The sequence below is a fragment of the Candidatus Nitrotoga sp. BS genome, from assembly GCF_927797785.1.
Classification (GTDB): domain Bacteria; phylum Pseudomonadota; class Gammaproteobacteria; order Burkholderiales; family Gallionellaceae; genus Nitrotoga.
In genome coordinates, this window is sequence record NZ_CAKMLL010000032.1 from 53,083 (window position 1) to 77,606 (window position 24,524).

Annotated in this window: 19 protein-coding genes; 4 read left to right on the top strand and 15 right to left on the bottom strand. The window is 50.6% G+C overall.

Annotation, left to right across the window (positions count from 1 at the left end):
* Nucleotides 1-98: 98 nt before the first annotated feature.
* The 4 genes from MJ769_RS02635 (at nucleotide 99) to MJ769_RS02650 (ending at nucleotide 6,329) form a co-directional block, all read left to right on the top strand.
* Nucleotides 99-1,337, top strand: a complete 1,239-nt coding sequence (locus MJ769_RS02635) for a pyridoxal phosphate-dependent aminotransferase (protein WP_305854678.1) — start codon at nucleotides 99-101, stop codon at nucleotides 1,335-1,337.
* Between the two features lie 100 nt (nucleotides 1,338-1,437).
* Nucleotides 1,438-2,748 (top strand): homoserine dehydrogenase, encoded by a 1,311-nt coding sequence (locus MJ769_RS02640; RefSeq protein WP_239234292.1) that lies wholly within the window; start codon nucleotides 1,438-1,440, stop codon nucleotides 2,746-2,748.
* A gap of 99 nt (nucleotides 2,749-2,847) precedes the next feature.
* Nucleotides 2,848-4,281 carry a threonine synthase gene (gene thrC / locus MJ769_RS02645; RefSeq protein ID WP_239234293.1) on the top strand — a complete coding sequence of 478 codons (1,434 nt, stop codon included), beginning with the start codon at nucleotides 2,848-2,850 and terminating at the stop codon, nucleotides 4,279-4,281.
* 617 nt (nucleotides 4,282-4,898) lie between these two features.
* Entirely contained in the window at nucleotides 4,899-6,329 is a 1,431-nt protein-coding gene (locus MJ769_RS02650; RefSeq protein ID WP_239234294.1) for a vanadium-dependent haloperoxidase, read from the top strand.
* 457 nt (nucleotides 6,330-6,786) lie between these two features.
* Here the strand turns inward: MJ769_RS02650 and folE2 are convergent, their stop codons facing one another.
* From folE2 to MJ769_RS02725, 15 genes are all read right to left on the bottom strand, one after another.
* The gene (gene folE2 / locus MJ769_RS02655; RefSeq protein ID WP_239234295.1) at nucleotides 6,787-7,593 is read right to left on the bottom strand and encodes a GTP cyclohydrolase FolE2; all 807 of its coding nucleotides are present in this window, start codon (nucleotides 7,591-7,593) and stop codon (nucleotides 6,787-6,789) included.
* Between the two features lie 285 nt (nucleotides 7,594-7,878).
* A complete protein-coding gene (locus MJ769_RS02660) occupies nucleotides 7,879-8,538 on the bottom strand; it encodes a peroxiredoxin (protein WP_239234296.1) in 660 nt (219 codons plus the stop codon).
* 277 nt (nucleotides 8,539-8,815) lie between these two features.
* Nucleotides 8,816-10,684 carry a 1-deoxy-D-xylulose-5-phosphate synthase gene (gene dxs, locus MJ769_RS02665; protein WP_239234297.1) on the bottom strand — a complete coding sequence of 623 codons (1,869 nt, stop codon included), beginning with the start codon at nucleotides 10,682-10,684 and terminating at the stop codon, nucleotides 8,816-8,818.
* Entirely contained in the window at nucleotides 10,684-11,595 is a 912-nt protein-coding gene (locus tag MJ769_RS02670) for a polyprenyl synthetase family protein (RefSeq protein ID WP_445083054.1), read from the bottom strand. Before MJ769_RS02670 ends, dxs begins: the two co-directional genes overlap by 1 nt.
* On the bottom strand, nucleotides 11,588-11,851 hold the full coding sequence (locus MJ769_RS02675) for an exodeoxyribonuclease VII small subunit (RefSeq protein ID WP_239234298.1): 264 nt from the start codon (nucleotides 11,849-11,851) through the stop codon (nucleotides 11,588-11,590). The genes MJ769_RS02670 and MJ769_RS02675 overlap by 8 nt, the downstream gene beginning before the upstream one ends.
* A 150-nt stretch (nucleotides 11,852-12,001) precedes the next feature.
* The gene (locus tag MJ769_RS02680; protein WP_239234299.1) at nucleotides 12,002-12,598 is read right to left on the bottom strand and encodes a PqiC family protein; all 597 of its coding nucleotides are present in this window, start codon (nucleotides 12,596-12,598) and stop codon (nucleotides 12,002-12,004) included.
* Nucleotides 12,595-13,605: an MlaD family protein gene (locus tag MJ769_RS02685; RefSeq protein ID WP_239234300.1), complete on the bottom strand. Its 1,011-nt coding sequence runs from the start codon at nucleotides 13,603-13,605 to the stop codon at nucleotides 12,595-12,597. Before MJ769_RS02685 ends, MJ769_RS02680 begins: the two co-directional genes overlap by 4 nt.
* The gene (locus MJ769_RS02690; RefSeq protein ID WP_239234301.1) at nucleotides 13,602-14,354 is read right to left on the bottom strand and encodes an ABC transporter ATP-binding protein; all 753 of its coding nucleotides are present in this window, start codon (nucleotides 14,352-14,354) and stop codon (nucleotides 13,602-13,604) included. Before MJ769_RS02690 ends, MJ769_RS02685 begins: the two co-directional genes overlap by 4 nt.
* Nucleotides 14,354-15,466: an ABC transporter permease gene (locus MJ769_RS02695; RefSeq protein WP_239234302.1), complete on the bottom strand. Its 1,113-nt coding sequence runs from the start codon at nucleotides 15,464-15,466 to the stop codon at nucleotides 14,354-14,356. Before MJ769_RS02695 ends, MJ769_RS02690 begins: the two co-directional genes overlap by 1 nt.
* 281 nt (nucleotides 15,467-15,747) lie before the next feature.
* A complete protein-coding gene (locus MJ769_RS02700; protein WP_239234303.1) occupies nucleotides 15,748-16,539 on the bottom strand; it encodes a MipA/OmpV family protein in 792 nt (263 codons plus the stop codon).
* Between the two features lie 190 nt (nucleotides 16,540-16,729).
* On the bottom strand, nucleotides 16,730-17,497 hold the full coding sequence (locus tag MJ769_RS02705) for a SpoIIAA family protein (protein WP_239234304.1): 768 nt from the start codon (nucleotides 17,495-17,497) through the stop codon (nucleotides 16,730-16,732).
* Nucleotides 17,498-17,632: 135 nt separating this feature from the next.
* Nucleotides 17,633-18,742 carry a phospholipase A gene (locus tag MJ769_RS02710; protein WP_239234305.1) on the bottom strand — a complete coding sequence of 370 codons (1,110 nt, stop codon included), beginning with the start codon at nucleotides 18,740-18,742 and terminating at the stop codon, nucleotides 17,633-17,635.
* A gap of 17 nt (nucleotides 18,743-18,759) precedes the next feature.
* Nucleotides 18,760-21,894 (bottom strand): efflux RND transporter permease subunit, encoded by a 3,135-nt coding sequence (locus MJ769_RS02715; protein ID WP_239234306.1) that lies wholly within the window; start codon nucleotides 21,892-21,894, stop codon nucleotides 18,760-18,762.
* Nucleotides 21,891-23,009, bottom strand: a complete 1,119-nt coding sequence (locus MJ769_RS02720; RefSeq protein ID WP_239234307.1) for an efflux RND transporter periplasmic adaptor subunit — start codon at nucleotides 23,007-23,009, stop codon at nucleotides 21,891-21,893. The genes MJ769_RS02715 and MJ769_RS02720 overlap by 4 nt, the downstream gene beginning before the upstream one ends.
* Complete coding sequence (locus tag MJ769_RS02725; RefSeq protein ID WP_239234308.1) at nucleotides 23,002-24,516, bottom strand: efflux transporter outer membrane subunit; 1,515 nt, start codon at nucleotides 24,514-24,516, stop codon at nucleotides 23,002-23,004. Before MJ769_RS02725 ends, MJ769_RS02720 begins: the two co-directional genes overlap by 8 nt.
* Nucleotides 24,517-24,524 lie beyond the last annotated feature (8 nt).

Below are 24,524 nucleotides of genomic sequence, written 5' to 3' on the forward strand. Positions count from 1 at the left end.
TTTTCTTTCGTTCCAAATTCTACCACCCAGCGGATTGGTGTCACAGTTATGAAGCAACAGATTGAGAGAGCTCATTGAAACAACCTGACAGCACAGATATGAAAATCGTGCCCCTAATATTAAAATCCACCAAACTTGCCAGCGTCTGCTATGACATTCGCGGCCCTGTGATGGCACGTGCCAAGCACATGGAAGAAGATGGTCATCGTATCATAAAGCTGAATATTGGCAATTTGGCGTCATTTGGCTTCGAAGCGCCAGAAGAAATCCAGCAGGACGTAATACATAACCTGCCCAACTCTTCCGGTTATTCTGATTCAAAAGGGCTATTTGCCGCGCGCAAAGCCATCATGCACTACGCTCAGCAAAAGAATATCGCCGGGGTCGGGCTGGAGGATATTTTTATTGGCAATGGCGCATCCGAATTGATTGTGATGTCCATGCAGGGGCTACTTAATACGGGCGATGAAGTGCTGGTGCCAGCACCGGATTATCCGCTGTGGACGGCGGCAGTCACGCTGGCGGGAGGCACGCCGCGCCACTATTTATGCGACGAGCAGGCTGGCTGGTTACCGGACATGGCTGACATCAGCAGCAAAATTACACCCAACACGCGCGCCATCGTGCTGATCAACCCGAATAATCCTACTGGTGCGATATATCCGGATTCGTTGTTGCAAGAGATCATCGAAATCGCGCGTAAAAACAGACTTATTGTGTTCGCCGACGAGATTTATGACAAGGTGCTCTATGACGGTGTGAGCCATACCTCAATTGCTTCGCTGGCGGATGATGTATTGTTCGTCACGTTTAACGGCCTGTCTAAAAATTATCGTGCTTGCGGCTATCGTGCCGGCTGGATGATTGTGTCGGGCAAAAAAAAGCACGCGCAGGATTATATTGATGGCTTGGGTATTCTCGCTTCGATGCGGCTGTGTTCAAACGTGCCAGGGCAATTTGCCATCCAGACTGCGCTAGGGGGTTATCAGAGTATCAATGATTTAGTCGCACCTTCTGGGCGGCTATGCAAACAGCGTGACCTCGCATATCAATTGCTTACCGCTATTCCGGGTGTGTCATGTGTCAAGCCGAAAGCTGCGCTATATATGTTTCCGCGTCTGGATTCGAAGATGTACCCGATCAATGATGATCAGAAATTTATCCTTGAACTGCTGGAAACCGAGAAAGTTTTAGTGGTCCAGGGTACGGGCTTTAACTGGCCGGACTTCGACCATTTCCGCGTGGTATTTTTGCCTACTGCGGACGATTTAGTCGAAGCGATTGGCCGAATTGCACGTTTTTTGGAGTATTACCGTAAGCGGAATGGGAAGAAGTAATTAAATAAATCTAAATGTGCCTTTACTCTTCACAATCCCAAGTGTCAGGGGAAACGGAGAGAGGGTAAATATACGCATTGAACTTTGGAGTTAAAAAATAATGAAACCAATGAACGTAGGTCTATTGGGTCTGGGCACTGTAGGTGCGGGCACATTTACTGTGTTGTCACGCAATGCTGAAGAAATTTTTCGCCGTGCGGGCCGTCCCATACGCATTGTCGTGGTGGCGGAAAAGGATGTGGCGCGTGCCAATGAAATTACCCAAGGCGCCTGTCGTGTCGTTGACGATGCATTTTCTGTGGTGAGCGACGCGGAAGTGGATATCGTCATCGAGCTAATCGGTGGCTGCGGTGTGGCCAAGGAATTGGTGCTTAAGGCTATTGCTAATGGCAAGCATGTGATCACAGCAAATAAGGCGTTACTGGCCATGCATGGCAACGAAATATTTGCTGAAGCGCAAAAACAGGGCGTGACGGTTGCATTCGAAGCAGCCGTGGCAGGCGGTGTGCCGATTGTCAAAGCGGTGCGGGAGGGACTAAGCGCCAATCGTATTGAGTGGATTGCCGGAATTATTAACGGAACTACCAACTTTATCCTATCCGAGATGCGCGATAAGGGGCTGAGTTTCGATACAGTGCTGAAAGAAGCACAGCGTCTGGGTTACGCCGAGGCCGATCCAACCTTTGATATCGAAGGTGTGGATGCAGCGCACAAGATCACCATACTCTCTGCGATTGCGTTTGGTATTCCGGTGCAATTTGACAAAGTGTATATTGAGGGCATTTCCCAGCTTAACGCAAAGGACATAAAGTATGCTGAGCAGCTTGGCTACCGCATCAAGTTGCTCGGTATTACCAAACGCACGACGGCAGGTGCTGAGTTACGCGTTCATCCTACCTTGATTCCCGCCAAACGACTGATCGCCAATGTAGAAGGTGCGATGAACGCAGTAGTAGTACAGGGCGACGCAGTCGGTGCTACGCTATATTACGGCAAGGGCGCGGGTGCAGAACCAACGGCTAGTGCGGTGATAGCAGATCTGGTAGATGTGACGCGTATGCATACTGCCGACCCAGAACATCGTGTGCCGCATTTGGCATTCCAGCCGGATCAATTGGTCGATTTGCCCATTCTGCCAATAGCTGAGGTGCTGACCTGCCACTACATGCGCCTGCGGGTACAAGATGAACCTGGCGTGCTGGCCAATATCACGCGAGTGCTTGCTGATGAGCAGATTTCGATTGATGCCTTGATTCAAATAGAACCGGGTGAGGGTGAAGACGAGGCGGACTTGATTCTGCTTACCCATTTGACACGCGAAAAACGCATCAATTTAGCTATTGTCAAACTTGAAAAATTGTCAGTGGTAGTAGGAAAAGTGACGCGCATCCGTATGGAAACACTGGGTTAATAAGGCATTCCATCTTTACTGAGAGAAACTTGAAAAACTTACTCTCCTTTCTCTTTTCTGTAAAAGGGATAGGACTTAAAAAACGAAGCGAGCATAGCAATGAAATACATCTCCACACGGGGCAACTCACCCGCTAAAAATTTCACCGAAATCCTGATCGGTGGGCTTGCGCCCGATGGCGGCCTGTACCTGCCGGAAGAATATCCGCAAGTAACGCCAGCCGATCTGGATAGCTGGCGTAATCTGCCTTATGCTGATCTTGCTTATGCTGTGCTGTCCAAATTTGCAACGGATATTCCCGCCGCAGACCTTAAAGCGATCGTTAGCAAAACCTATACACCTGCCATTTATCACAACGCCCGCGCTGACTCTGACACTCAGCAAATTACCCCACTGCGTACGCTGGAGTCGGGAGTGCATATTTTAGAACTATCCAATGGCCCGACCTTGGCATTCAAGGATATGGCGATGCAATTGCTGGGAAATCTGTTCGAGTACGTGCTGGATAAACAGCACGAAGAACTTAATATTCTAGGCGCCACTTCTGGTGACACCGGCTCGGCGGCGGAATACGCCATGCGCGGCAAACGCGGCATTCGCGTGTTCATGTTGTCACCGCACGGCAAAATGTCCGCCTTCCAGCGTGCGCAGATGTATTCGCTGCAAGAGCCAAATATTTTCAACATTGCCATCCGTGGCGTGTTTGATGAGGCGCAGGACCTGGTCAAGGCCGTATCCAATGATCACGCCTTCAAGGCCAAATATAAAATAGGCACGGTCAATTCAATCAACTGGGCGCGTGTGATGGCGCAGATCGTTTATTATTTCAAAGGCTACTTTGCCGCGACACAATCCAACGATGAAAAAGTTGCATTTTCGGTGCCATCCGGAAATTTCGGCAACATCTGCGCTGGTCACATTGCGCGCATGATGGGCTTGCCCATCGGGCAACTTATCCTTGCCACTAACGAAAACGATGTATTGGATGAGTTCTTTAGAACCGGCGTCTATCGCCCACGCGCGACGGATCACACCTATCACACCAGCAGCCCGTCGATGGATATTTCCAAGGCATCCAACTTCGAGCGCTTTATATTTGATCTGGTTGGGCGCGAGGCTGCCAAAGTGCGCGAATTCTGGAGCAGCATTGATGCAGGGGGCGCGTTCGATATCAAAGACACGCCCTATTGGCATGAGCTGTCAAAATTTTGTTTCGCTTCTGGCAAAAGTACGCACCTCGATCGCCTTAAAATTATCCGCGAATTGTGGGAAGACTACGATGTAATGGTCGATACCCATACCGCTGACGGGATCAAAGTCGGCTACGAGCAACGCCGTCCCAACTTGCCGCTGATCTGCCTGGAAACTGCGTTGCCAGCCAAGTTTGAAGACACTATCATCGAAGCGCTCGGACGTAACCCGGAACGGCCTGCCGGATTAGAGTGCATCGAGCAACTACCACAACGCGTTGAGGTGATGGACGCAGATTTAGAAAAGCTTAAGGCATACATCGCTGCCAACATTCCGAATTAGAGCTCAAAAATGTCTGGGGTTTTATTGTGAGGGCAGCGGCGGTGAGTTGACCCCCGTTGCCCGAATGACTGGATTCAAGATTAACGCACTATTTTAAAGTTTATAACAACCCTATTCCGCAGCGCGCTTTGAATCACTTGACGCCGATCCTGTCATTGAAAAAATGGTGCACAGAAAAACCAGATTTATTTGTTAAACGTGTTTACAAACAGGCGGGACTTGACACCCCCTTGGTTCCCGCAGCCCTGTAGCCCTGTAGCCCTGTAGCAAGAATGCTAACAGCAGCATATACCGATAATACGCGTGGTTGTACTCCCACTAAACTGGAACAAGATGAGATTATAAAGGCAAGACAGGACGTGACTGAAACTGAATTTCATCAACACACCTGGGTAGTTGTCGCAATGTCGCAGATTTAATCAGTTTGCCATGATCGCTTGTGATGTTGAGCTTCGCAAGCTCAGCGCCAACCTACGGTAGCCCAACTTACCGCGTAATTGCAATACTTTATCTTTTGACACCTTGTGTAACTCAATTATAAATTACAATAGTAATTGCATACTCTGAAACGTATGTCAAGAATAGTAATTTTATTTATATACAGGGAGATAATAATCATGAAGATTACAAAAACAATAACCTATGCATCCGCAATAGTTTTGCTTGCGGTTACTCAAACAGCATTTTCTGCCGGAAATACAGTAGTAACCAAATGGAATGAAGTCGCGCTGGAAGCCATACGAACTACTCACCCTGGTCCACCGATAGTAGCCAGATCATTAGCAATCACCCATACCTGCATATATGATGCTTGGGCAGCTTATGACAATAAAGCCATAGGTACACGTTTTGGCAGAGAATTGCGCCGGCCTTATGCTGAGCGTACCGTTGCCAATAAAGAAAAAGCAATTAGCTATGCAGCTCACAAATGTTTGTCCGATCTTTTCCCTACCGAAGTGGCGACATTTAACAATTTAATGGTTACCTTGGGTTATAACGCTAGCGACAATAATGTTAATGTTGCAACAGCTGCTGGCATAGGTAATGTAACAGCCCAAGCCGTGTTGGAGTTTCGCCATCACGATGGCTCTAACCAATTGGGCGATTTAAATCCAGGTGCCTATTCAGATTACACCGGCTACACACCAGTTAACACTCCGACAGAGATTAATGACCCAAACCGCTGGCAGCCATTGCAAATAGGTGCCAACGTACAAACATTTATTGCGCCGTTTTGGGGTAATGTGACGCCATACGCCTTAAAATCCGGTAGCCAATTCCGCGAAACCTTGCCAAAACCCGCTAACTATGACACTGACCCAGTCCGGTACGATCTTCAAGCATTGCAAATTTTGGAATACAGTGCTCATCTAACTGATGAGAAAAAAGTTATCGCCGAATATTGGGCTGATGGCCCATCGTCTGAACTTCCTCCTGGACATTGGGCTCTGTTTGCTGAATTCGTGTCTGACCGCGACCATCATACGGTAGACCAAGACGTCAAAATGTTCTTTGCCATGACCAATGCGGTATTTGATGCCAGCATTGCAAGTTGGGATGCTAAACGTTTTTTTGATTATGTAAGACCTGTCACCGCAATTCATAAGCTTTTTGCAGGTCAAAACGTAATGTCCTGGGAGGGGGTAATGATTGATGGTGCAAACTGGAAACCTTATCAAGCAGCCAATGTGGTCACGCCACCATTCTCAGAATACATATCGGGACACAGCATATTTAGTGCCGCAGCTGCCGAGACATTGAAATTGTTTACCCAAAGCGATAGTTTTGGTAACAGCGTTCTGATTTCAGCTGGCTCATCACGCGTTGAGCCAGGTGTGGTGCCCGCAAAGCCTACAGCCTTGTACTGGGCAACATTTAGTGATGCAGCTGATGAAGCCGCCATTTCCAGACGTTACGGTGGCATTCACTTTATAGATGGCGATTTGGAGTCCCGTAAAGTAGGACGTGAAATTGGTAAACAAGCTTGGGAAAAATCGCAGAAGCTTTTCGGTTCGCAGAAGCTTTTGGGTGGTTATTCTGACGACTAAAGCTTCTTAGCAGACGGCCAAGAGCATTTACTTACGAAAGTTTAGGGAGCCACTTGCAATGGTTCCTTATTCTTTTGTACTTCAATAAGTCACTGGGGTAAAAAGTTACTGGGGTCTGACGTGAATGGCACTTACTTAAGGATTGATACATAAATAAAACAGTAAGTTACGTAATTAAAGAACTGGACAAAAAACACTTGGTACAATTTAGAACTGAGTTATACGGCAATAAATCGCTGGCTTCTTAGGTGATTTTCCGGTCATTATTATCTGCAAGTTACTCTTTTTTCAATGTACTTGGCTTAAGTAAGTGCCATTCGGGTCTGACGTTTGCAGTAACCATTGTTTTGTCTAGCAGCTAGTAAGATCGCTAACCTTGTAAAGAAATCGAGTCTGACCGTTCTCAGTAACAGCTAGTCAATCTAGCGAGTCAGAAGATAACTGAGTTTTACTCGATTTAATTTTCTTCACTTTTATCCCACTCTATCAATGCATAAGCCGAATGATTATGTATAGATTCGAAATTCTCCGACTCAACCACATATGCATCAACGCGCTCATCACGATTGAGCACTGAGGCGACGTCGCGCACCAAATCTTCAACAAACTTGGGGTTATCATAAGCGCGCTCAGTGACAAATTTTTCATCTGAACGTTTAAGTAAACCATATAGTTCGCAAGATGCCTGCTCTTCGGCATATTGCACCACCTCCTCTATCCATACAGAACGGTTGGTATGCAAAGTAATCGTCACATGTGAGCGTTGATTGTGCGCGCCTCGCTCAGATATTTTTTTGGAGCATGGACATAGACTGGTTACCGGCACTAAAACCTTCATGCTGAATTGGTATTGCCCATCTTTAATATCGCCAAAAAAAGTCACATCGTAGTCCATCAAACTCTGGACGCCAGAAATCGGCGCGGTCTTATTAATAAAATAAGGGAAGCTCATTTCGATGTGGCCGGACTTTGCCTCTAACTTCTCAACCATCTCGCGCAGGATGCTTTCAAATGACTCTACGGAAATCTCTCGCCCGTGATGATTGAGTATCTCAACAAAGCGCGACATGTGCGTACCTTTGAAGTTGTGCGGCAAGTGCACATACATATTAAAAGTGGCAACGGTATGCTGCACCACCCCGTTTTTGTCTTTAACTTGCACTGGGTGACGAATACTCTTGATGCCGACTTTGTTGATAGCCAGTTGGCGCGAATCAGCCATACTTTGTACATCAGGAATAGGTGTAGCCTGAGAAGAGTTCATATTTGCGCGATTTAATAGCTAGGACTACGAAAAATTCGGATAAATTTAATTACATTGATACCGCCTGCAGGATTATCTGACGGCGCTTGGCTTATGAAATTCGCAACGACTAAAACAGGTTGTAAATTCAGCTTGGATACTTATACAAAGTTGTCTAACCGCTTCAAGCGAAATATGCAGTAAGTCAAAAAATTTAACAACATAGATAAAAATTTAGATATGACAGATATAAAACTAAACCCAGTAAAGCCCCTAGGTTAGGGGCTTACCTCATAGAGTCACCTTTTAACTAGGCTGCTTGACTACACGTAAATAGGGTTTAACTGTTTTCCAACCATCTGGAAACATTGTTTTCGCATCGTCATCAGATACCGCCGGTACAATAATTACGTCCTCGCCATCTTTCCAATTAACAGGCGTGGCGACTTTATGTTTGGCGGTTAGCTGCATGGAATCCAGAACACGTAAGATCTCATCAAAATTACGACCTGTGGACATTGGGTATGTCAGTGTCAGTTTGATTTTTTTGTCCGGGCCAATAATAAAAACTGAGCGTACAGTTGCATTCGTAGCCGCAGTGCGACCCTCGGATGTACCCGTTTCTTCAGCTGGTAACATGTTATAAAGCTTCGCCACAGCCAAGTTCTCATCCCCAATCATTGGATAATTAACAGCATGACCTTGTGTTTCTTCAATATCTTTTGCCCACTTTTCATGGTTAGACACTGGGTCTACGCTTAATCCAATTATTTTGCAGTTTCGCTTTTTAAATTCCGGCTCCAGTTTTGCCATATACCCCAATTCAGTTGTACATACCGGCGTAAAATCTTTCGGATGAGAAAAAAGTATTGCCCAGCCATTGCCAATCCACTCATGAAAATTAATGGAGCCTTGAGTTGTGGCGGCAGTAAAATTCGGTGCTTCATCATTAATCCGTAGTGACATGTTCAATTCTCCGTTTATATTTAAAATATATGTCGCAACACCTCTTACACCATATTGATTACACGCATAACTCTGAGCAATCAAATATATCTACAGTTTAGAACTTTTTTGCTCATCGAAAGTATGTTTATTATTCCTTTGAGTCTGCTTTATATACCTGTCGAAAATCATAAACTAAAACAACGTTGCACGATATTATGAAGGTAGGAGTCAAAACGAACGGTTTTAGTTCTAAATTGAATTAGCTAAAAACGCTGTTTCAACGCAACGCTTTAATTTATAAAGGCATTTTTTGACGAATTGAGGCAACAATGCCAGTTGCATCCAAACCGCATTTAGCCAACATTTTCCCTGCATCTCCTTGCTCCAGAAAGCTATCTGGCAATCCAAGTTGGAGCAGCGTGTTCGTCATACCGTGTTGTTGCAAACACTTCGCCACCGCGCTACCTGCGCCACCTTGTATGGTATTTTCTTCTACCGTGACCAACAATGCGTGCTCACGTCCCAAACGCAGTATCAGCTCCGTATCCATAGGCTTAACGAAGCGCATGTTAGCCACTGTAGCATTGATTATGTCTGCGGCTTCAAGCGCTGGGCCAAGCAGAGAGCCAAAGGATAAAATTGCCACACCTGAGCCCTCACGGCGCACTTCACCTTTGCCTATAGGCAGCGCCTGCATTTCCTTACACGGTATAATACCCGGTCCATAACCTCGCGGATAACGCACGGCAGTCGGGGTATCCAACTGAAACGCTGTGTATAAAAGCTGGCGGCACTCGTTCTCATCAGCAGGAGCCATCACTGTCATATTGGGGATGCAGCGCAAAAAACTCAGGTCAAAGCTGCCTGCATGGGTCGCACCATCAGCACCGACCAGCCCGGCACGATCTATCGCCAGCACCACCGGTAGGTTTTGGATCGCGATATCGTGTATCAGTTGGTCGTAAGCTCGTTGCAAAAAAGTGGAATAAATCGCGACAACCGGCTTGTAACCTTCACATGCAAGCCCAGCGGCAAAGGTCAGTGCATGTTGCTCGGCAATACCTACATCAAAATAACGTTGGGGATATTTTTTTGAAAACTCCACCATGCCGGAACCCTCACACATGGCAGGGGTAATACCAACTAAACGCTTATCCTGTTCTGCCATATCGCACAACCATTGGCCAAAAACCTGAGTATAGGTAGGCCTGCTGGCTTGACCTTCAGGATTCTTCGGAACAGGTTTAGTGACAATACCTTGCTCTGGATCAAACTTGCCAACACCATGATAAAGCAGGCAGTCTTCTTCTGCGTGAGTGTAGCCTTTGCCTTTTTGCGTGACCACATGCAGAAACTGCGGCCCATTGAGCTGACGTATGTTGCCAAGCGTTGTGACCAAGGTATCAAGATCGTGCCCATCAATAGGGCCGATATAATTGAAACCGAATTCTTCAAACAGCGTGCCCGGCGTAACCATACCCTTGACGTGCTCCTCGGCGCGCTTGGCAAACTCAAGCACTGGCGGCATACCTTTCAGCATTTTTTCGCTACCGCGTCGCACGGCAGAGTAAAAACGTCCTGACATCAGCTTGGCAAAATAATTATTAAGCGCACCCACTGGCTTCGAGATGGACATGTCATTGTCATTGAGGATCACCAATAGTTTGGTATTCATTGCACCAGCATTGTTAAGTGCCTCAAATGCCATGCCACCGCTCATCGCGCCATCGCCAATGATAGCCACCGCACTCCGATTGCTCCCATCAATTTTCGCCGCCACCGCCATTCCCAGAGCCGCACTGATCGACGTACTAGAGTGCGCAGTGCCGAAAGCATCGTAGGGGCTCTCAGCGCGATTAGGAAAGCCTGAAATACCACCTGCCATGCGCAGGGTTTTCATTGCTTCGCGCCTTCCCGTAAGTATTTTGTGTGTGTAGGTTTGGTGTCCCACATCCCACACCAACCTGTCATAGGGTGTATTAAAAACGTAGTGCAATGCAATGGTTAATTCTACCGTACCAAGATTGGAAGACAGATGGCCACCCGTTTTACTGACAGACTCTACCAAAAACTGACGCAACTCATCCGCAAGTTGAGGTAATTGCTCGCGATCCAGCTGACGCAAGACTTCAGGGGTATTGATTGTATTGAGCAGTGAAACCATCAATACTTTCTTTTTAAGATGAAATCAGCCATTTCACGCAGGCGACGTGCTGGCTCGCCGAACTCCGCCAGTGCATCCAGTGCTTCGCTGTGCAATTCTGCCGCCATCTGTTTAGCTGCCTGCACGCCAAGCAACGTGACATAAGTGGACTTGCCCTGTTTGGCATCTTTACCTGCGGTTTTGCCTAAGGTTGCGGTGTCCGCCTCGCTATCGAGCACGTCGTCCACTACCTGAAAAGCCAATCCAACGCACTTGCCGTAGCGATTAAGCTTGGCCAGCTCCACCTCCTCCAGCGCAGGCCCGCACTGCGCACCGAGCAAAACAGAAGCACGAATCAACGCGCCCGTTTTATGGATGTGCATGAACTCAAGTTCCGGCACACTTAACTGGTTGCCAACACTCGTTAAATCAATCGCTTGTCCGCCCGCCATGCCACGCGACCCGGATGCGGTAGCCAATAATTTGATCATAGCCAATTGTTGCACGGCATCATTGTTGAGCTGATGCTCGGCCAACAACTGAAACGCCAAACTTTGCAAACTGTCGCCGACCAGCAGCGCAGTGGCATCATCGTACTCAACATGGCAAGTGGGCTTGCCCCGTCGAAGCACATCGTTGTCCATGCATGGCATGTCGTCGTGCACCAATGAATAGGCGTGAATAAGCTCAACGGCAGCGGCGACTATGTTGACACGCATGCTTTCCGCCCCGACCAAATCACCCGCAGCAAAGGCCAGCAGCGGGCGCACACGTTTACCACCATCCAATACGCTATAGCGAATGGCTGCGTGCAAGCGCTGCGGAGCGATATCCGGTTGAGGCAACAACTGCTGTAGCTGTTCTTCGAAACGATTTTGGTGGGAACTAACCCAAGTTTGGAAATCCATGTCAGGCATATTTGGTCTAGTCATCTTCACGCTTGGCAAAATCACTTGCACTAGTAGGATTGGTAGCAAAATTTTGGAGTGTGCCCTCTTCCAGGATGCGCACTTGCTGCTGTGCATCCTCCAAACGGCTTCGGCAAACTTGCAACAGTTCGGCACCGCGCCGATAAGCTGTCAGCGAATCTTCCAGCGACAGTTTGCCCACCTCCATGTCAGCGACTACCTGTTCCAGCTCGGCCAGCGCTACCTCAAAGCTGGGTGGTTTTTGGGATTTTACTGCCATGTATGTACATTCCAATCACTAAAGTTGCGGCGTATTTTACCCTAACAAGAATCTTCTGGTCATTCCGTCGTGAAATGCTGCGAGTCAAAGGCCCATATTTTTCAATCTTCATTTGAAACCTTTCCATTCTCCCAAAATCATTAGGACGCGTCATGGCGAAGGAAATTCGCGGACAAGTAAATTCAGCATGCGATATAGCCCACTGCCGAAACCGCGCATCAGCGCCTCGGGCGAACCGTCGGGAAGCAACACGTGTTCACTGTATTCACGGTCGAGCAGGACTTCACCCGAAGACGTACGCAGAAGATACCAATGGATGGTCAACACCGCAGCGGGTTGCGCTTGGGTACGAATGTCTCCATACAGTTCCGTGATAGTAGCTCTGATCTCGTACGATGCGTTCAGGCCTTCCGCAAGAATGACGCTCTCGTACGGCTGCGCTTTCGTCAGATAGTTGGCGACGCGGCTGCGGATGGATTCATCCGGTGTGGCGAAAAATTCGTTGTAATAGTCCGCTTGATACCGGAGTTCATCGGTGCGGTACACCAAACCTCGAACGTCGAACGGCGGCGTAACAATGAAGCGTCCGATCCGCAGCGCCCCCGGTCGCGGAGTGGTCGACGCGGCGACATCTGCGGGTGGCTCGGGAATAACAAACCTGCCTGTTTCTCGGGCAGGCTGCGTCGTGTTGAAGCTACACCCGCCGAGCACGGCCAGAAGCAGTACAATAATCCATCGTATCGTCATGGTCGTTTGATCTCCGGTGGTGGCGCGCTGCGCAGAAGGCGCGAGGGATTGCGCTTCATGTCTTCGCTTAGCAATTGCAAGTTTTCCGAAGCCCTGCGCATGTTGTCTACAATCGCAGCGATGTCGTCCTCCTCGCCGGCCACCAACCGGTCGGCGCGCTGAGCCAGGCGGTTAACGCGTGCCAGCACGTCCTCGATCTGGCCGGACTCGGTGAGTTTGCGAACCCGCGCGGCCGCTGCGGCCACATCACCGCTGGCATTGCCTGCGTTCTTCAGAAGATTTTTCCAACCGGGATCACCGACAATGTCGTTCAACCCCACAATCGTCGTCTGTAATTTACTGTTGGTGACACCCATTTCCCGCATCAGCATCAATCCTTCGCTGCTGAGATGCTCGATTGGTAACTCATCGATTTTGCGCTGCGCGGAGGCGGTTAACGTATTAATGTTCGTCAGCACAGCTTCGATGTTAATGTACTCCAGCCGTTGAGCAAAGGCTTCGGCGGCACTTGAAATCTGCGAGACCAGTCCCTCTGCGGATGGCACATAGTAATTTTTGGGCTTCCAGTCAATAGGCAGAGGTGGATTGGTTTTTGGTTTGACATAGTCAAGCTCGAGGAAAGAGGTGCCAGTAATCCCGACTGAGGCCAATCTCATTCGCAGCCCGCTATCGATCTGCGATTTCAGTTGCTTTTCGCTTACCACCTCCACGCCGATCAGCTCAGGCCGTACCTTAGCTAGAATCATGACGTAAGGCTTCCGTGCGCCGGTCGGTTTATCCTGCTCGTAAACCGTGTATGTAAAAGTAATCTTGCTGACCTTACCGATGGCAACTCCGCGGTACTTAACAGCGGAACCCACATCCAGACCCTGGACAGAACCGTTGATGTAGGTTTCGATAAGCACTGTCGTCTGGAAGAGTGTTCCGGCACCAAGCACGATCACCATTGCGCAGAGCAGCCCGAAACCGATAGTAATAAAAAGTCCAAGCTTGAAATGGCTGGTCACATTTGCTCCTTATTCGGTGCGAAGAAACGACGAACTTGCGGATTTGCGTGCGCAAGAAGTTTTAGTAGTGGTCCTTCTGCGGCAATTGTTTGGGTGGCGCCGTCGAGCATCAATACCCTGTCTGCGATGGTAAAAATACTGTCTAGCTCATGGGTCACCACGACCAGCGTTACGTGCAGCATGCGCGACAGGTTCAGAAGCAATGCGTCGAGTTCTGCCGAAAGCACCGGATCGAGCCCTGCCGAAGGCTCATCGAGAAACAGGATCAGCGGATCGAGCGCCATGGCGCGCGCGATGGCTGCACGTTTGCGCATTCCGCCCGAGAGCTCCGCAGGCATGCGGTCGGCCGCGTCCCCGAGCGACACGAGCTGCAGTTTCATGCGCGCGATCATCGCGATGGCCTGTTGCGGAAGGTCGGTGTGCGCTTCCAGCGGAAGGCGCACATTGTCCAAGACGCTCATCGACCCGAACAGCGCTCCCGTCTGAAACGAAACCCCGATCTTGCGCAGAATGGATAGACGCTTCGGGCCACGAGCCGCGACGATGTCCTCCCCTTCGATACAGATCGTGCCGCATTGTGGTCGATACAGACCGATCATCTGTTTAAGCAACGTACTTTTACCGCTGCCTGATCCGCCTACGATCACAAATACCTCTCCGCGCTGCACGTCGAATGAAATGTCACGCAACACGATGCGATCAGCGAATCCAGCAGTGAGATTGGTGACACGAATAATAGGTGACGTCATCAGATCCCCGCGTAATAGAAAATGACAGCAAAGAGACCATCAACGGCAACGATGAGCACAATCGCACTTACTACTGCACTCGTCGCGGAACGTCCCACTGCTGCGGCCCCCTGACCTGCCTGCAAACCGCGCAGACAGCCGACGCCCGCGACAATTACACCGAAAAGCAGTGACTTGCCAAGTCCGGTCAGCAGGTCGGAGAGATCCAGTATCCCAAGCAGCTCCTGATAATAGGACGCCAGCGAAATGCCGAATCCCATCATGACTATGGCACCTCCGATGAGACCGATCAGGTTTGCATACACAGTGAGCATCGGAATTACCGCCACAGTGGCCAGAATGCGGGGCACTGCGAGGAAACGCACCGGGTCGAATCCGAGCGTGCTGAGTGCGTCGATTTCCTCATTCACCTTCATAGTTCCCAGCTCTGCGGCGAATGCCGCCCCGGAGCGTCCAGCGAGAAGGATTGCGGTCATCAGTGGGCCAAGCTCGCGCAGGACTGCCAGGCCAACCAGGTCCGCGACAAAAATTTCTGCGCCGAAACGGCGCATGGCCGTGGCCGCCTGAAATGCGAGGATGACGCCGAGGAGAAAGGAGATGAGGGACACGATGGGTAACGCATCGACGCCCGCCTCACGAGCGATTCGCACAGCGTCGCCCCATCGAATGCGCGCAGGATGGCGCAAAGCTATAACCAGAGCCGCGACTGCTTCTCCGACGAAGCTGAGCAGTGCGACGATCTCGTTGCCGACACGGGAACCCCATAGTCCAATGCGTTCGAACCATAATGATCTACCCGCCTGCTGATTCTGCGCGACGAGCTTCGCCGGATCAAACAACCCAAGGAGCTGCTGCGCCTGCTCGGGCAGGTTGGCAAACTCCGTTTCGGCCCCTGCCGCGCGTGCGACTTGCGCGAGATCAAGCAACATTGCCGCGCCGGAGGTATCGCAATAATCGATCTGTGTGCCGTCGATCACCACGCGGGCGCTGTCGATTCCAGCTAACGCCTCACTGGCCTCTCGCCAAACAGCCGAAATCGAGTATGCATCGAGCCGACCCCTCAGCGAAAGAGTGACGCGATCCCCGGCGGGAGTGAGTTTAAAATTGCTCATATCCTATAGCCGGGTCGGGCATCAGGTGGCTTGCATAGCGCATGAGCATACCCATCCATTTTTTGTCGGTGACAATGGCTCTTCATCTTTTTCGTGAGCTGTAGCGCGCATTGTGTTATTCCTTTTAAATTAGGATCTCTTCAGGATTAGGAATTTAAAGCACGTTAACGGCTCTTCATGGCTTAAAAATCAAAAAGTTGTACGAGTTCGTTTTTATCAGTTCATTACGGCCTATTAACGTGCTTAAAATTCGGAATCCTGAATCGACACCAACATGAGCTTTAGTAAGCTATCGTATAGGCAAAGAAAACCAGTGGTTGGACACGGGTTTCTACAATGGGGCTATCTGCCTGCGCATCACCTAATCTGGTAGCCGTAACTCCAAATGTAAGATTGCTGTTATTGTCAACCAAATAAGTTCCGATAAGGCCAGCTCTAAATTCGGTACTAGCGCCAGCAGAATATGCTGTTCTTGTTAGCGAAGTCTCATTGGCACCCACACCAAAGTAATAGTTATTAAGTTTGCTGTTGTTCCGTGCTACACCTACTGTACCATTTAACATAAATACCTTACCTCGATAGAGGTTTCTAATAAATTGAAGTCCAACGTTTTGACCGTTGCTTGCACCACTAATATCAGCAGCCCATTGAACATTAAACGTTCCAATATCCGTTTGCCATCTCAAGGTTGGACCCATCTCAACAGCGAAGTCACGGTCACGCATACCACGGGTTAACCTGCCGTCTTTGGCATCCCATCCAAATCTTGGTTGAACTGCCAAACCAAATCGTAAGCGTTTATCATCAGAATCAAACAACCACACACCTGCTGTGAGAGCGTTGATGTAGAAAAGGTCAGCATAGTTAGCATTAATAATTGGCAGCGGCAATACCCTAAATTGGTCTGAGCCAGATGTTTTAGGCAACATTGCTATGCCTATCCCATAAGTATTTTTAATGCGAGGAATGATAGTTTCAGTCGTCCGATCAATTTTATCGCCGGCCTGAGCTGCCGAAATAAAAAACAAACCTGCAAATAAACTGACGGTTTTTATGGTGTTAATTTTTTTCACAATATGATTCCTGAGCGTTTAAATTTAAGCGTTGCCGCCATCTCCATCATGTTGGGCTTCGTGCCTCGCTGCGGTGAGCCGAATCGTGTAGATTGGTATAGCTGTAAACACTCATAGGTGCGCCCGAATGAATTAAGCCGTTCGACCGATAGGTCGGCAATTCAGGCCGACGTATCGGCGAATTGATGACTTACTTCGCCTGGGTGCCGATCCACGACCAGGCTTCGTTCTCTTTATCGTTGGCAAAGGCTCGAATTTCTATCCCCGAAAGCATCGGACTCAGGGCGTCGATAGCCTTCTGCATCCATTGTGGCGCACCTACGATGGCGTAACGCTCCAGCTTCTTCATCGCGTTGAGCTTGGTCGACAGCAAATCGCCCTGAAAGTAAATCGCAGGATCAAACCCGAAGTGTTTGATTCGGGCTAGCATGCTTACTTTGGAATGCGCATCCAGGAAGCCATTCAGCTCGTCGGTCATCACGGGCAAATCAGCAACAGAGATAATGCCGTCGATCTCGAAGGCGTAGACGTTATCCGCATCTGTGGGAATACGTGTGATCGCAGGGCCTGCGGGAGTCGGTTTCTTCGTTACAGCCTTCTCGATCCAGGCGATGGCTGCGTCAATCTCGCCTGCGGCGTAAATCTTCAGATCGATGCTAGGCATCAGGTGACCTGCATAACGCATGAGCATACCCATCCATTTTTTGTCGGTGACAATCGCTACACCGGCTAGCTTCTTCATGTGCTCCAACATGCCGAATTCGAAACGCATATCGTCTCGAATCGCCTGTTCGGTAGCGTCAACAAACTGTGTGAAGTCGACAACTAGACCGATACGGCCATGAGCGGACAGCGCTTCCTCCACCGTTTTCGCGATTCTGGCGATATCCTCCGCAGAAATTTCGCCTTTGAGTTGGACGGCGACTATTTGCTTGGGTGTTTCCATCAGATTGATCATGTTGATCTCCTTTTGTAAGACGCTTCGAAACGGAATGCTCCTATCGCGTCAGTGGTTCAATCGGTGACAATGGCTCATGGCTCTTCATCTTTTTTGTGAGCTGTAGCGCGCAATGTGTTATTCCTCGTGCGTTGGTTACTGCCATGGCAAAAGCAGAATTCCCACACCGAGTGTAGTTTGAGCATGGTTGTAGTCGACCAGACTTTCGCCATAACCGGAAATTGCCTGCACATAGCCGTGCAGCGCTCCGGAAATAGGGAATGCCCATTCGAGCTGGAGTGCACCGTGCCCATCCGAGAGACTGTAGCGGCCAAGCGCGGACAAAACGTGCCCCGCTCGATGATATGCCACGCGCAGATCGCCTGAACCCATGTATTTATGGATATCCGGGTTATCGTCGCGGGAAGATCTTTCTGGAACACGTATCCACGGCCGCGCGAGGATCGTGAAATTGTCACGCTCGAAACCGAATTGCGCGTAAACACGGTTCCAGCTGCGCGACAACGGTAGCGCATGGCCGTTTGATTGATGAACGAATCCTAAATTAAGCATCTGCCAGTGCCACCCCAGAACGTTACGATCAGTGCGCAAGGCAAGTATTGCCTCCGGCTCGTAATTCGACTCCCGGAAAGCAGCTGAAACACCACTTTTATTATTGTAGAGTTGCCAATTCGATTGCTGTGTATATCCCAGCCACAGATCACCATTGTCGCCAAAGATGTTTTCCCAGGCCTTGGTCTTGAAACTGAACTGAAATTTCGCCTCAGTCGCCTGAATGGGCAAATCAGTGTTTAGCCCGCCGCCCCGCGTCGGGCTGTTTGGTCTCACATTGGGACTCGTCGAGTAACGCGCCGGGAGCAGGTAATTCAACTTGTGCGGAAGCAGTTTAAAGGTGCCTCGTTTGTCGGCCGCATTTAGCTCCCACGTATTCGCCAGCGTCAACACTGGGGGCGTATTTTTGTTTGTGAGCAAACTAGACGTCCCGATGTCCGATTTCGACGCTTGTATCGGTATAGGTTCAGTTGGAGCCAGCGATTCGTGTTTTTGTGGAACAGCTCGTCCCGACAACCGGTCATAACAGGTAAGACGCACTGAATCATCATCTATGGATTTGCAGTCGATGCCAAGTTCAGCGGCCACAGCGCTCGCCTGAAAGCAAGCGACCAGAATTGCCATGGTAAAAGGGAGTGCAAACAAACAGCCTTGACCAGAATTGTTGTGCTCTCGGCTCAATATAGTGTCCATAGTGCTCTTTGTATTCATCATAAAGTCGCATTCGTATCTGGCGTGGAAACAATAATTGCTGCGCGGGTTTTACGCTCCTCCTCGTTTTTGATGTCCACACCAGTTTTTTTGCGGGCTACAACGAACTTAGCCAACCGGGGTTTAATCCACATTTCGAAGTCGTCAACAAGTTCATAGACCACCGGAACAAGCACTAGTGAAAGCACAGTAGAACTAATTAAACCACCGATGACAGCAATCGCCATCGGCGACCGGAACTCGGAACCTTCACCGAGTGCCAGCGCGGTCGGAAGCATACCGGCCGCCATGGCCACGGTCGTCATGACGATAGGGCGTGACCGTTCGCGACATGCGCGGATGAGCGCGTCCTTTTGCGAAACACCTTTGCGCTCCTCTTCTATAACGAAATCCACAAGCAAGATCGAATTTTTCGCGGCCAACCCCATAAGCATAAGCAAGCCGATCAAGGCAGAAAGATCAAGTTCGCTGCGTGCTATCAGCAGACCAAGAAAAGCACCTGCAAGCGACAGCGGCAACGCAGCAAGTATCGTCACTGGCTTGAAAAAGCTCTTGAACAACAGGATCAACACGCCGAAGATCAGGCCGACACCGGCTAAAATGGCCGCACCAAAATTCCCGAAGAGCTCATTCATATTCTCACTCTGGCCATACGCCGGCTGCGTCACACTGGCGGGGAGATTTTTCATGATCTGAAGCTTTTGTATTGCTTCGTTGGCTTCCCCAAGCGACGCTCCATTGAGTTGACCTTCAATCATCGCGCGGCGTTTACGATCAAAGCGATCTATTTTTGAGGCGCCCGGCTGAAAACGAATTTCTGCGACGGCAGACAGCGGAACTGAAGTTCCGCTAGAAGTCGGCACCTTGAGATTGTGTAATGTTTCCAGATTGGCGCGTGCATCGCCTGACAGACGAACGCGTATGGGCAGCCTTTGTTCGCCGCTATTAAACTTAGCCGTATTGGCATCAATATCGCCGAGCGTCGCCACTCGGGCGATAGACCCGAGCGCATCTGAATTGACGCCGAGCCTTGCAGCCTCGGCCGGTTTGGGCGTGATGATCAGCTCTGATCCCGGTCGTGGCGTTACCTGATGGACATTACTCAGCTGAGTAAGGCTTCGCATCTGACGCTCTAGCGTCAGAGCGGCCTCCGCGAGTTGATCTGCGTTCTCGCCCGCGAGAATAACTTGAACCGTTGTGCTGCCGCCTTCACCGGTGGCAGAAAATCCAAGCCGGACATCGGGAACTGACAATAGCAACGAATTCAGACCAGCCTGAAACGCCTGAGTCGTTTGGGATCGCTCCTTTTTCAATAGCACCGTAACAGTTCCCGAGCTCAAATCGCCATAGCTGCCGCCTGACCCCACACTCGTAAAAACAGTCTCAACATCAGGTAGAGCCGTGAGCTTGCGTGTCAACAATTGGGTACTGCGACGCATATCCGCCAGTGTAGCGCCAGGCGCGCCTTCGATAGAGAGTCCCACGATGCCGCTATCCTGGGGCGGCGTGAAACCGGTGGGCAATAGTGCGACGAGCAGAATCGACCCGATAAACAGCGCGCCGCCAGCGCCGATCGACAGCCAGCGATGCGCCAGCGCGAAGTCTAGCGCTTTTCGATAAAAGCCTTGAAATGGTTTGCGCTCGTGTGGATTGCTTGACGGTTTGAGGAAGTATGCCGCCAGTAGCGGTGTCAGCAGTCGCGCGACCAGTAGCGAGAAAAGAACCGAAATTGCGACAGTAAAACCAAATTCTTTGAAAAATTGTCCTGCAAAGCCGCCCATCATTGAAACCGGAAGGAACACGACAACAATTGTCAGCGTAGTGGCGACAACAGCGAGTCCGATTTCATCTGCGCCCACCAGTGCTGCCTCGTAGGGACTTTCGCCCAATTCGACGCGCTTCTGGATATTCTCGATCTCCACGATGGCATCATCAACCAGGATGCCAATCACAAGCGTAAGCGCAAGGAGAGTAATCATGTTAAGACTGAATCCCATATAGCTCATTACTGCAAATGTCGGAATGAGCGAAATCGGCATTGCAATTGCAGTGATGACGGTCGCACGCCAGTTGCGCAGAAACAATAAAACGACCAGCGCGGCAAGCGCCATGCCTTCGATCAGCGCTTCAAGTGTAGCGGTATAACTATTTTGCGTGCTGGTGGCGGTTGACACGATGCGTTTAAAGGTTACTCCGGCATAGTTTTTTGCCAGCTGCTCGGTCATCTGAGCGATCGCACGGGCGACAGCTACGTCGGAGGCCGCTGGGGTTTTCATGACCTGAAAACCGACAACAGGCCGCCCATTCAGTTCAGCATATCCGCGCCGCTCAGCAGCTCCGCTTGCCACAGTCGCTACTTCAGAGAGACGAACTTCGCGTCCAATACCCGTAGAAACAACCATATCCCCAAGGGCGCGCGTCGTTTCAGCCGCACCAAGTACGCGTACGGTCTGCTCGCGCCCGCCCAACTCAGAGCGCCCGCCCGGCACGTCTGTGCTTGCAGCACGAAGCGCATTGTTAATCTGCGGTGCGCTCAGTCCAAGGGCGTCCATGCGCCCAGGATCGAGCGTCACGTTGATTTCGCGGTCGACTCCGCCAACTCGCCTGATTTGAGCAACGCCACTGACCGTTATCAGACGTCGCGCAATCGTATCGTCAACAAACCAGCTTAGCTCGACATCGGACATCGTATCCGTAGCGACGGCATAAGTAACGATCGGAGCGGAATCGACATCGAAACGCTGCACAATAGGTTGTTCGATGCCGCGCGGTAAATTGCTGCGTATGCGATCAATTGCCGCTCGCACCTCGTCCGTGGCCTTTTGCGGGTCTATACCGATCTCGAATTCGACTGTCGTGGTCGACAGTCCCTGCGATACTGCGGATCGCAAATGCTTGACTCCCGCAACATTCGAGACTGCCGCCTCTACCGCACGCGTAATTTGCGTTTCTACTTCGCTCGCCGCCGCTCCCGAAAGCGTGACGCTGACCTGTACGATTGCAAAAGAAACGTCCGGGTAGAGCTTGACCGGAAGCGAACGGTAGCCGGCAACACCCGCGATGAGCAGCGCGAGGAACAGGACAATAACCGGAATCGGATTGCGGATTGCCCAGCTGGAAATGCGCAGGTTCATAATTTCTTCCCTGGAGGCGCTTCTATAGTTTTCGTATTCGGCGCAACTGGCTCGACGGAATCCCCGTCAAGCAGGAAAGCGCCGCCCCCAAGGGCAACAAGCGTGCCTACAGGCGGGCCTTGCTCGATTGCCACAAAACCGTCTGTGCGTGCGCCAGTCTTGATCGAAACCCGTTGAGCGTGGTTACTCTTGTCGATGACCACGATCAACGGGCCACTGGCTTCGAACTGGATTGCTTTCTCCGGAACTGCAGAAACAGGAATAGCCGCACGGGTAAACTCGGCACGGGCATAACCTCCTGCTCGCAATTCCGAATTTTGTGGGAGACGTACCCGCACGCGTCCCAACTTCGTCTGCGGATCAACCCGTGGCGAAATAAGGCGGACGATTCCTGTCAGTTCTGTACCGGAAGACAGCGTAACCGTAACCTTGTTATTCACTGATATGTTGGCCAGTACATACTCTGGAATTTCGGCGTCCAATTCGATTAACTCGTCGCGCGCAATCCGGAACATGACTTGGCTGGGACTTGCGATATCGCCTGGGCGTACGCTACGCTGAAGTATCGTTCCTGAAACGGGTGCACGGATGACCATACGCCTTTCTTGAGTGTGCAGATCGTTAAGTTGCGCCTCGGCAACTTTAACCGCAGCGTTGGCGGTCTTCGACTGGGAGCGACGACTATTGATCTGCTCATCGGACAATATTCCAGTGCCATCAAGACCGGCCACCCGGTCGGCTTCGCTTCTTGCTTGCGCAGCTTGTGCCTTGGATTGCTCGACCCCAGCCCCTGCTTGAATAATCTTTGCCTGTAACAGCGCGGAATCAAGAATCGCAAGAGGCTCACCCTTTTTAACCAATGCGCCTTCCTCAAACAATACATTGGCGACCTTGTATCCAGAAAGTTCCGATCCGACGGCAGCCTCCTCGCGTGGTATCAATAGACCGGATGCGGCAAATATCCCCGCCATCGGACGAAGAACGACTTGAGCAACGCTGACTGATCGCGCGTCAGAAGTCTTTGATGCAGTAACGTCAAGCGCTGATTTTTTCGAGCATCCCCCGAAAAGCATCAACGCGGCTGACATAGCTAATGCCCATAATTGACTATTCATTTATTTCTGCTTTCGAAAGAATATTGCTTACCGGCATGGCATTCCACCCACCGCCCAGAGACTGGAATACCTGAACGGATCGTTGAAGTGAGTCGAGTCGGGCTGTTGTCAGGGCAGATCGAGTCGCCCTCCAGGCTCTTTCTGCGTCAAGGAGTTCCTGCAGATCGGCGAAACCCAATTCATAGCGCTTAAGCGCGGCGTCGTAGGCCTTGCGTGATCGCATCTCGCCCATAACCAGCAAAATGACACGCTGGCGATCTGCCTTGAGTCGCAACAATGATTGATCTGCCTCGGAAAACGCCGTCTTTACAATACGCTCGTAAGCAAGCACAGCCTGCTCGCCCTTCAGGCTCTTGGCTTGAAGCTGGGCTCGCAGACGGCGGTGGTCGAGAATAGGGACAGTCAAACCTGCAGCTATCGACCAAAAGCTGGCAGTTGTAGCAAACGTGCCACGTTGTGCCGATAATCCGACGCCAGGATTTAGCGTCAGCCGAGGGAAAAAATCAAGTTCGGCAAGACGTACATCGCTCGCCGCCCTCTGTATACGTGCGACCGCCATCCGCACGTCGGGTCTGCGTGCCAGTAGATCAGACGGTAGCGCCGAAGGCACGGTAGGCACTATGGCAAGCGTAGGTGTTACATCCATGCTGGCGAGTGGATCAGTGCCATCGCCAATTACGGCAAGTAAAGCGCGACGCGAAGCCGCAAGTGCTGCGCCGAGATCGGTCGTCTGCGCTTCAGCCTGCGCTACGTCGCCAGCGACGCGGTCAGCTTCGGAAGCAGGTGACAGGCCACGCTTAACTCGTTCGCCCAAAACTTTAAGTAATTCGTGCTGGATACGCAGCGTTTCAAGTGCTTCATCGCGTTGCACGTATAGCCCACGAGCCAGGAAAAGCGATCGTGCAACTTCTGCGGCTATTGCAGCTCGCGCTGCTTCGACATCGAATCGGGCAACAGCGATATCGGCTTCGGCGCCACGTCGAGTCTCTCCTTCACGACCGAAGAAATCGAGCTCCCAACTTACGGGCAGGCTAATACTGGCCGATTCGGTAACACCCGCATTGCTTAGGCTGCCAACACCAAGCGGCGTATCGTTGGAATTCTGAAGAATCTTGGTATTGCGATATTCAGAGTTCCCCTGAAAATTACCTTGAAGACCGAATCGTGCCACCGCAACTGATCTCAGCGCACGGCTTTCTTCAAGACGCGCGAGGGCTTCACGCACGCTGAACCCTTGCGACAATGCACGATTTGTGAGTGCAGTGAGTTGAGAATCGTTGTACAGCGTCCACCAATGATCGAGCGAATCCACCGTGGCGCCTTTTGATGCGCTATCGAAAGCGGCTGGCATGGGTATTTCAGCTTTTCGCGGAATGTGGCCTGTTGCACATCCCCCAACGAACAATGTTGCCAGCAATAGCATCAGAATCCTCCCGCCTGAGAAGGGCGTGATCAATTGTTCTGGACAATATTGTCGGGACTTTTGAGCCCGGAGACGTTTAGTCATGAAAACGC

Excerpts from the sequence above, each read along its gene's own strand:
- MJ769_RS02715 (WP_239234306.1), bottom strand. The coding sequence starts at position 21,894 with ATGAACCTGCGCATTTCCAGCTGGGCAATCCGCAATCCGATTCCGGTT.
- MJ769_RS02720 (WP_239234307.1), bottom strand. The coding sequence starts at position 23,009 with ATGAATAGTCAATTATGGGCATTAGCTATGTCAGCCGCGTTGATGCTT.
- MJ769_RS02710 (WP_239234305.1), bottom strand. The coding sequence starts at position 18,742 with ATGGACACTATATTGAGCCGAGAGCACAACAATTCTGGTCAAGGCTGT.
- MJ769_RS02725 (WP_239234308.1), bottom strand. The coding sequence starts at position 24,516 with ATGACTAAACGTCTCCGGGCTCAAAAGTCCCGACAATATTGTCCAGAA.
- MJ769_RS02690 (WP_239234301.1), bottom strand. The coding sequence starts at position 14,354 with ATGACGTCACCTATTATTCGTGTCACCAATCTCACTGCTGGATTCGCT.
- MJ769_RS02680 (WP_239234299.1), bottom strand. The coding sequence starts at position 12,598 with ATGACGATACGATGGATTATTGTACTGCTTCTGGCCGTGCTCGGCGGG.
- dxs (WP_239234297.1), bottom strand. The coding sequence starts at position 10,684 with ATGGTTTCACTGCTCAATACAATCAATACCCCTGAAGTCTTGCGTCAG.
- MJ769_RS02695 (WP_239234302.1), bottom strand. The coding sequence starts at position 15,466 with ATGAGCAATTTTAAACTCACTCCCGCCGGGGATCGCGTCACTCTTTCG.
- MJ769_RS02705 (WP_239234304.1), bottom strand. The coding sequence starts at position 17,497 with ATGATCAATCTGATGGAAACACCCAAGCAAATAGTCGCCGTCCAACTC.
- folE2 (WP_239234295.1), bottom strand. The coding sequence starts at position 7,593 with ATGAACTCTTCTCAGGCTACACCTATTCCTGATGTACAAAGTATGGCT.
- MJ769_RS02670 (WP_445083054.1), bottom strand. The coding sequence starts at position 11,595 with ATGACTAGACCAAATATGCCTGACATGGATTTCCAAACTTGGGTTAGT.
- MJ769_RS02640 (WP_239234292.1), top strand. The coding sequence starts at position 1,438 with ATGAAACCAATGAACGTAGGTCTATTGGGTCTGGGCACTGTAGGTGCG.
- thrC (WP_239234293.1), top strand. The coding sequence starts at position 2,848 with ATGAAATACATCTCCACACGGGGCAACTCACCCGCTAAAAATTTCACC.
- MJ769_RS02660 (WP_239234296.1), bottom strand. The coding sequence starts at position 8,538 with ATGTCACTACGGATTAATGATGAAGCACCGAATTTTACTGCCGCCACA.
- MJ769_RS02635 (WP_305854678.1), top strand. The coding sequence starts at position 99 with ATGAAAATCGTGCCCCTAATATTAAAATCCACCAAACTTGCCAGCGTC.
- MJ769_RS02675 (WP_239234298.1), bottom strand. The coding sequence starts at position 11,851 with ATGGCAGTAAAATCCCAAAAACCACCCAGCTTTGAGGTAGCGCTGGCC.
- MJ769_RS02650 (WP_239234294.1), top strand. The coding sequence starts at position 4,899 with ATGAAGATTACAAAAACAATAACCTATGCATCCGCAATAGTTTTGCTT.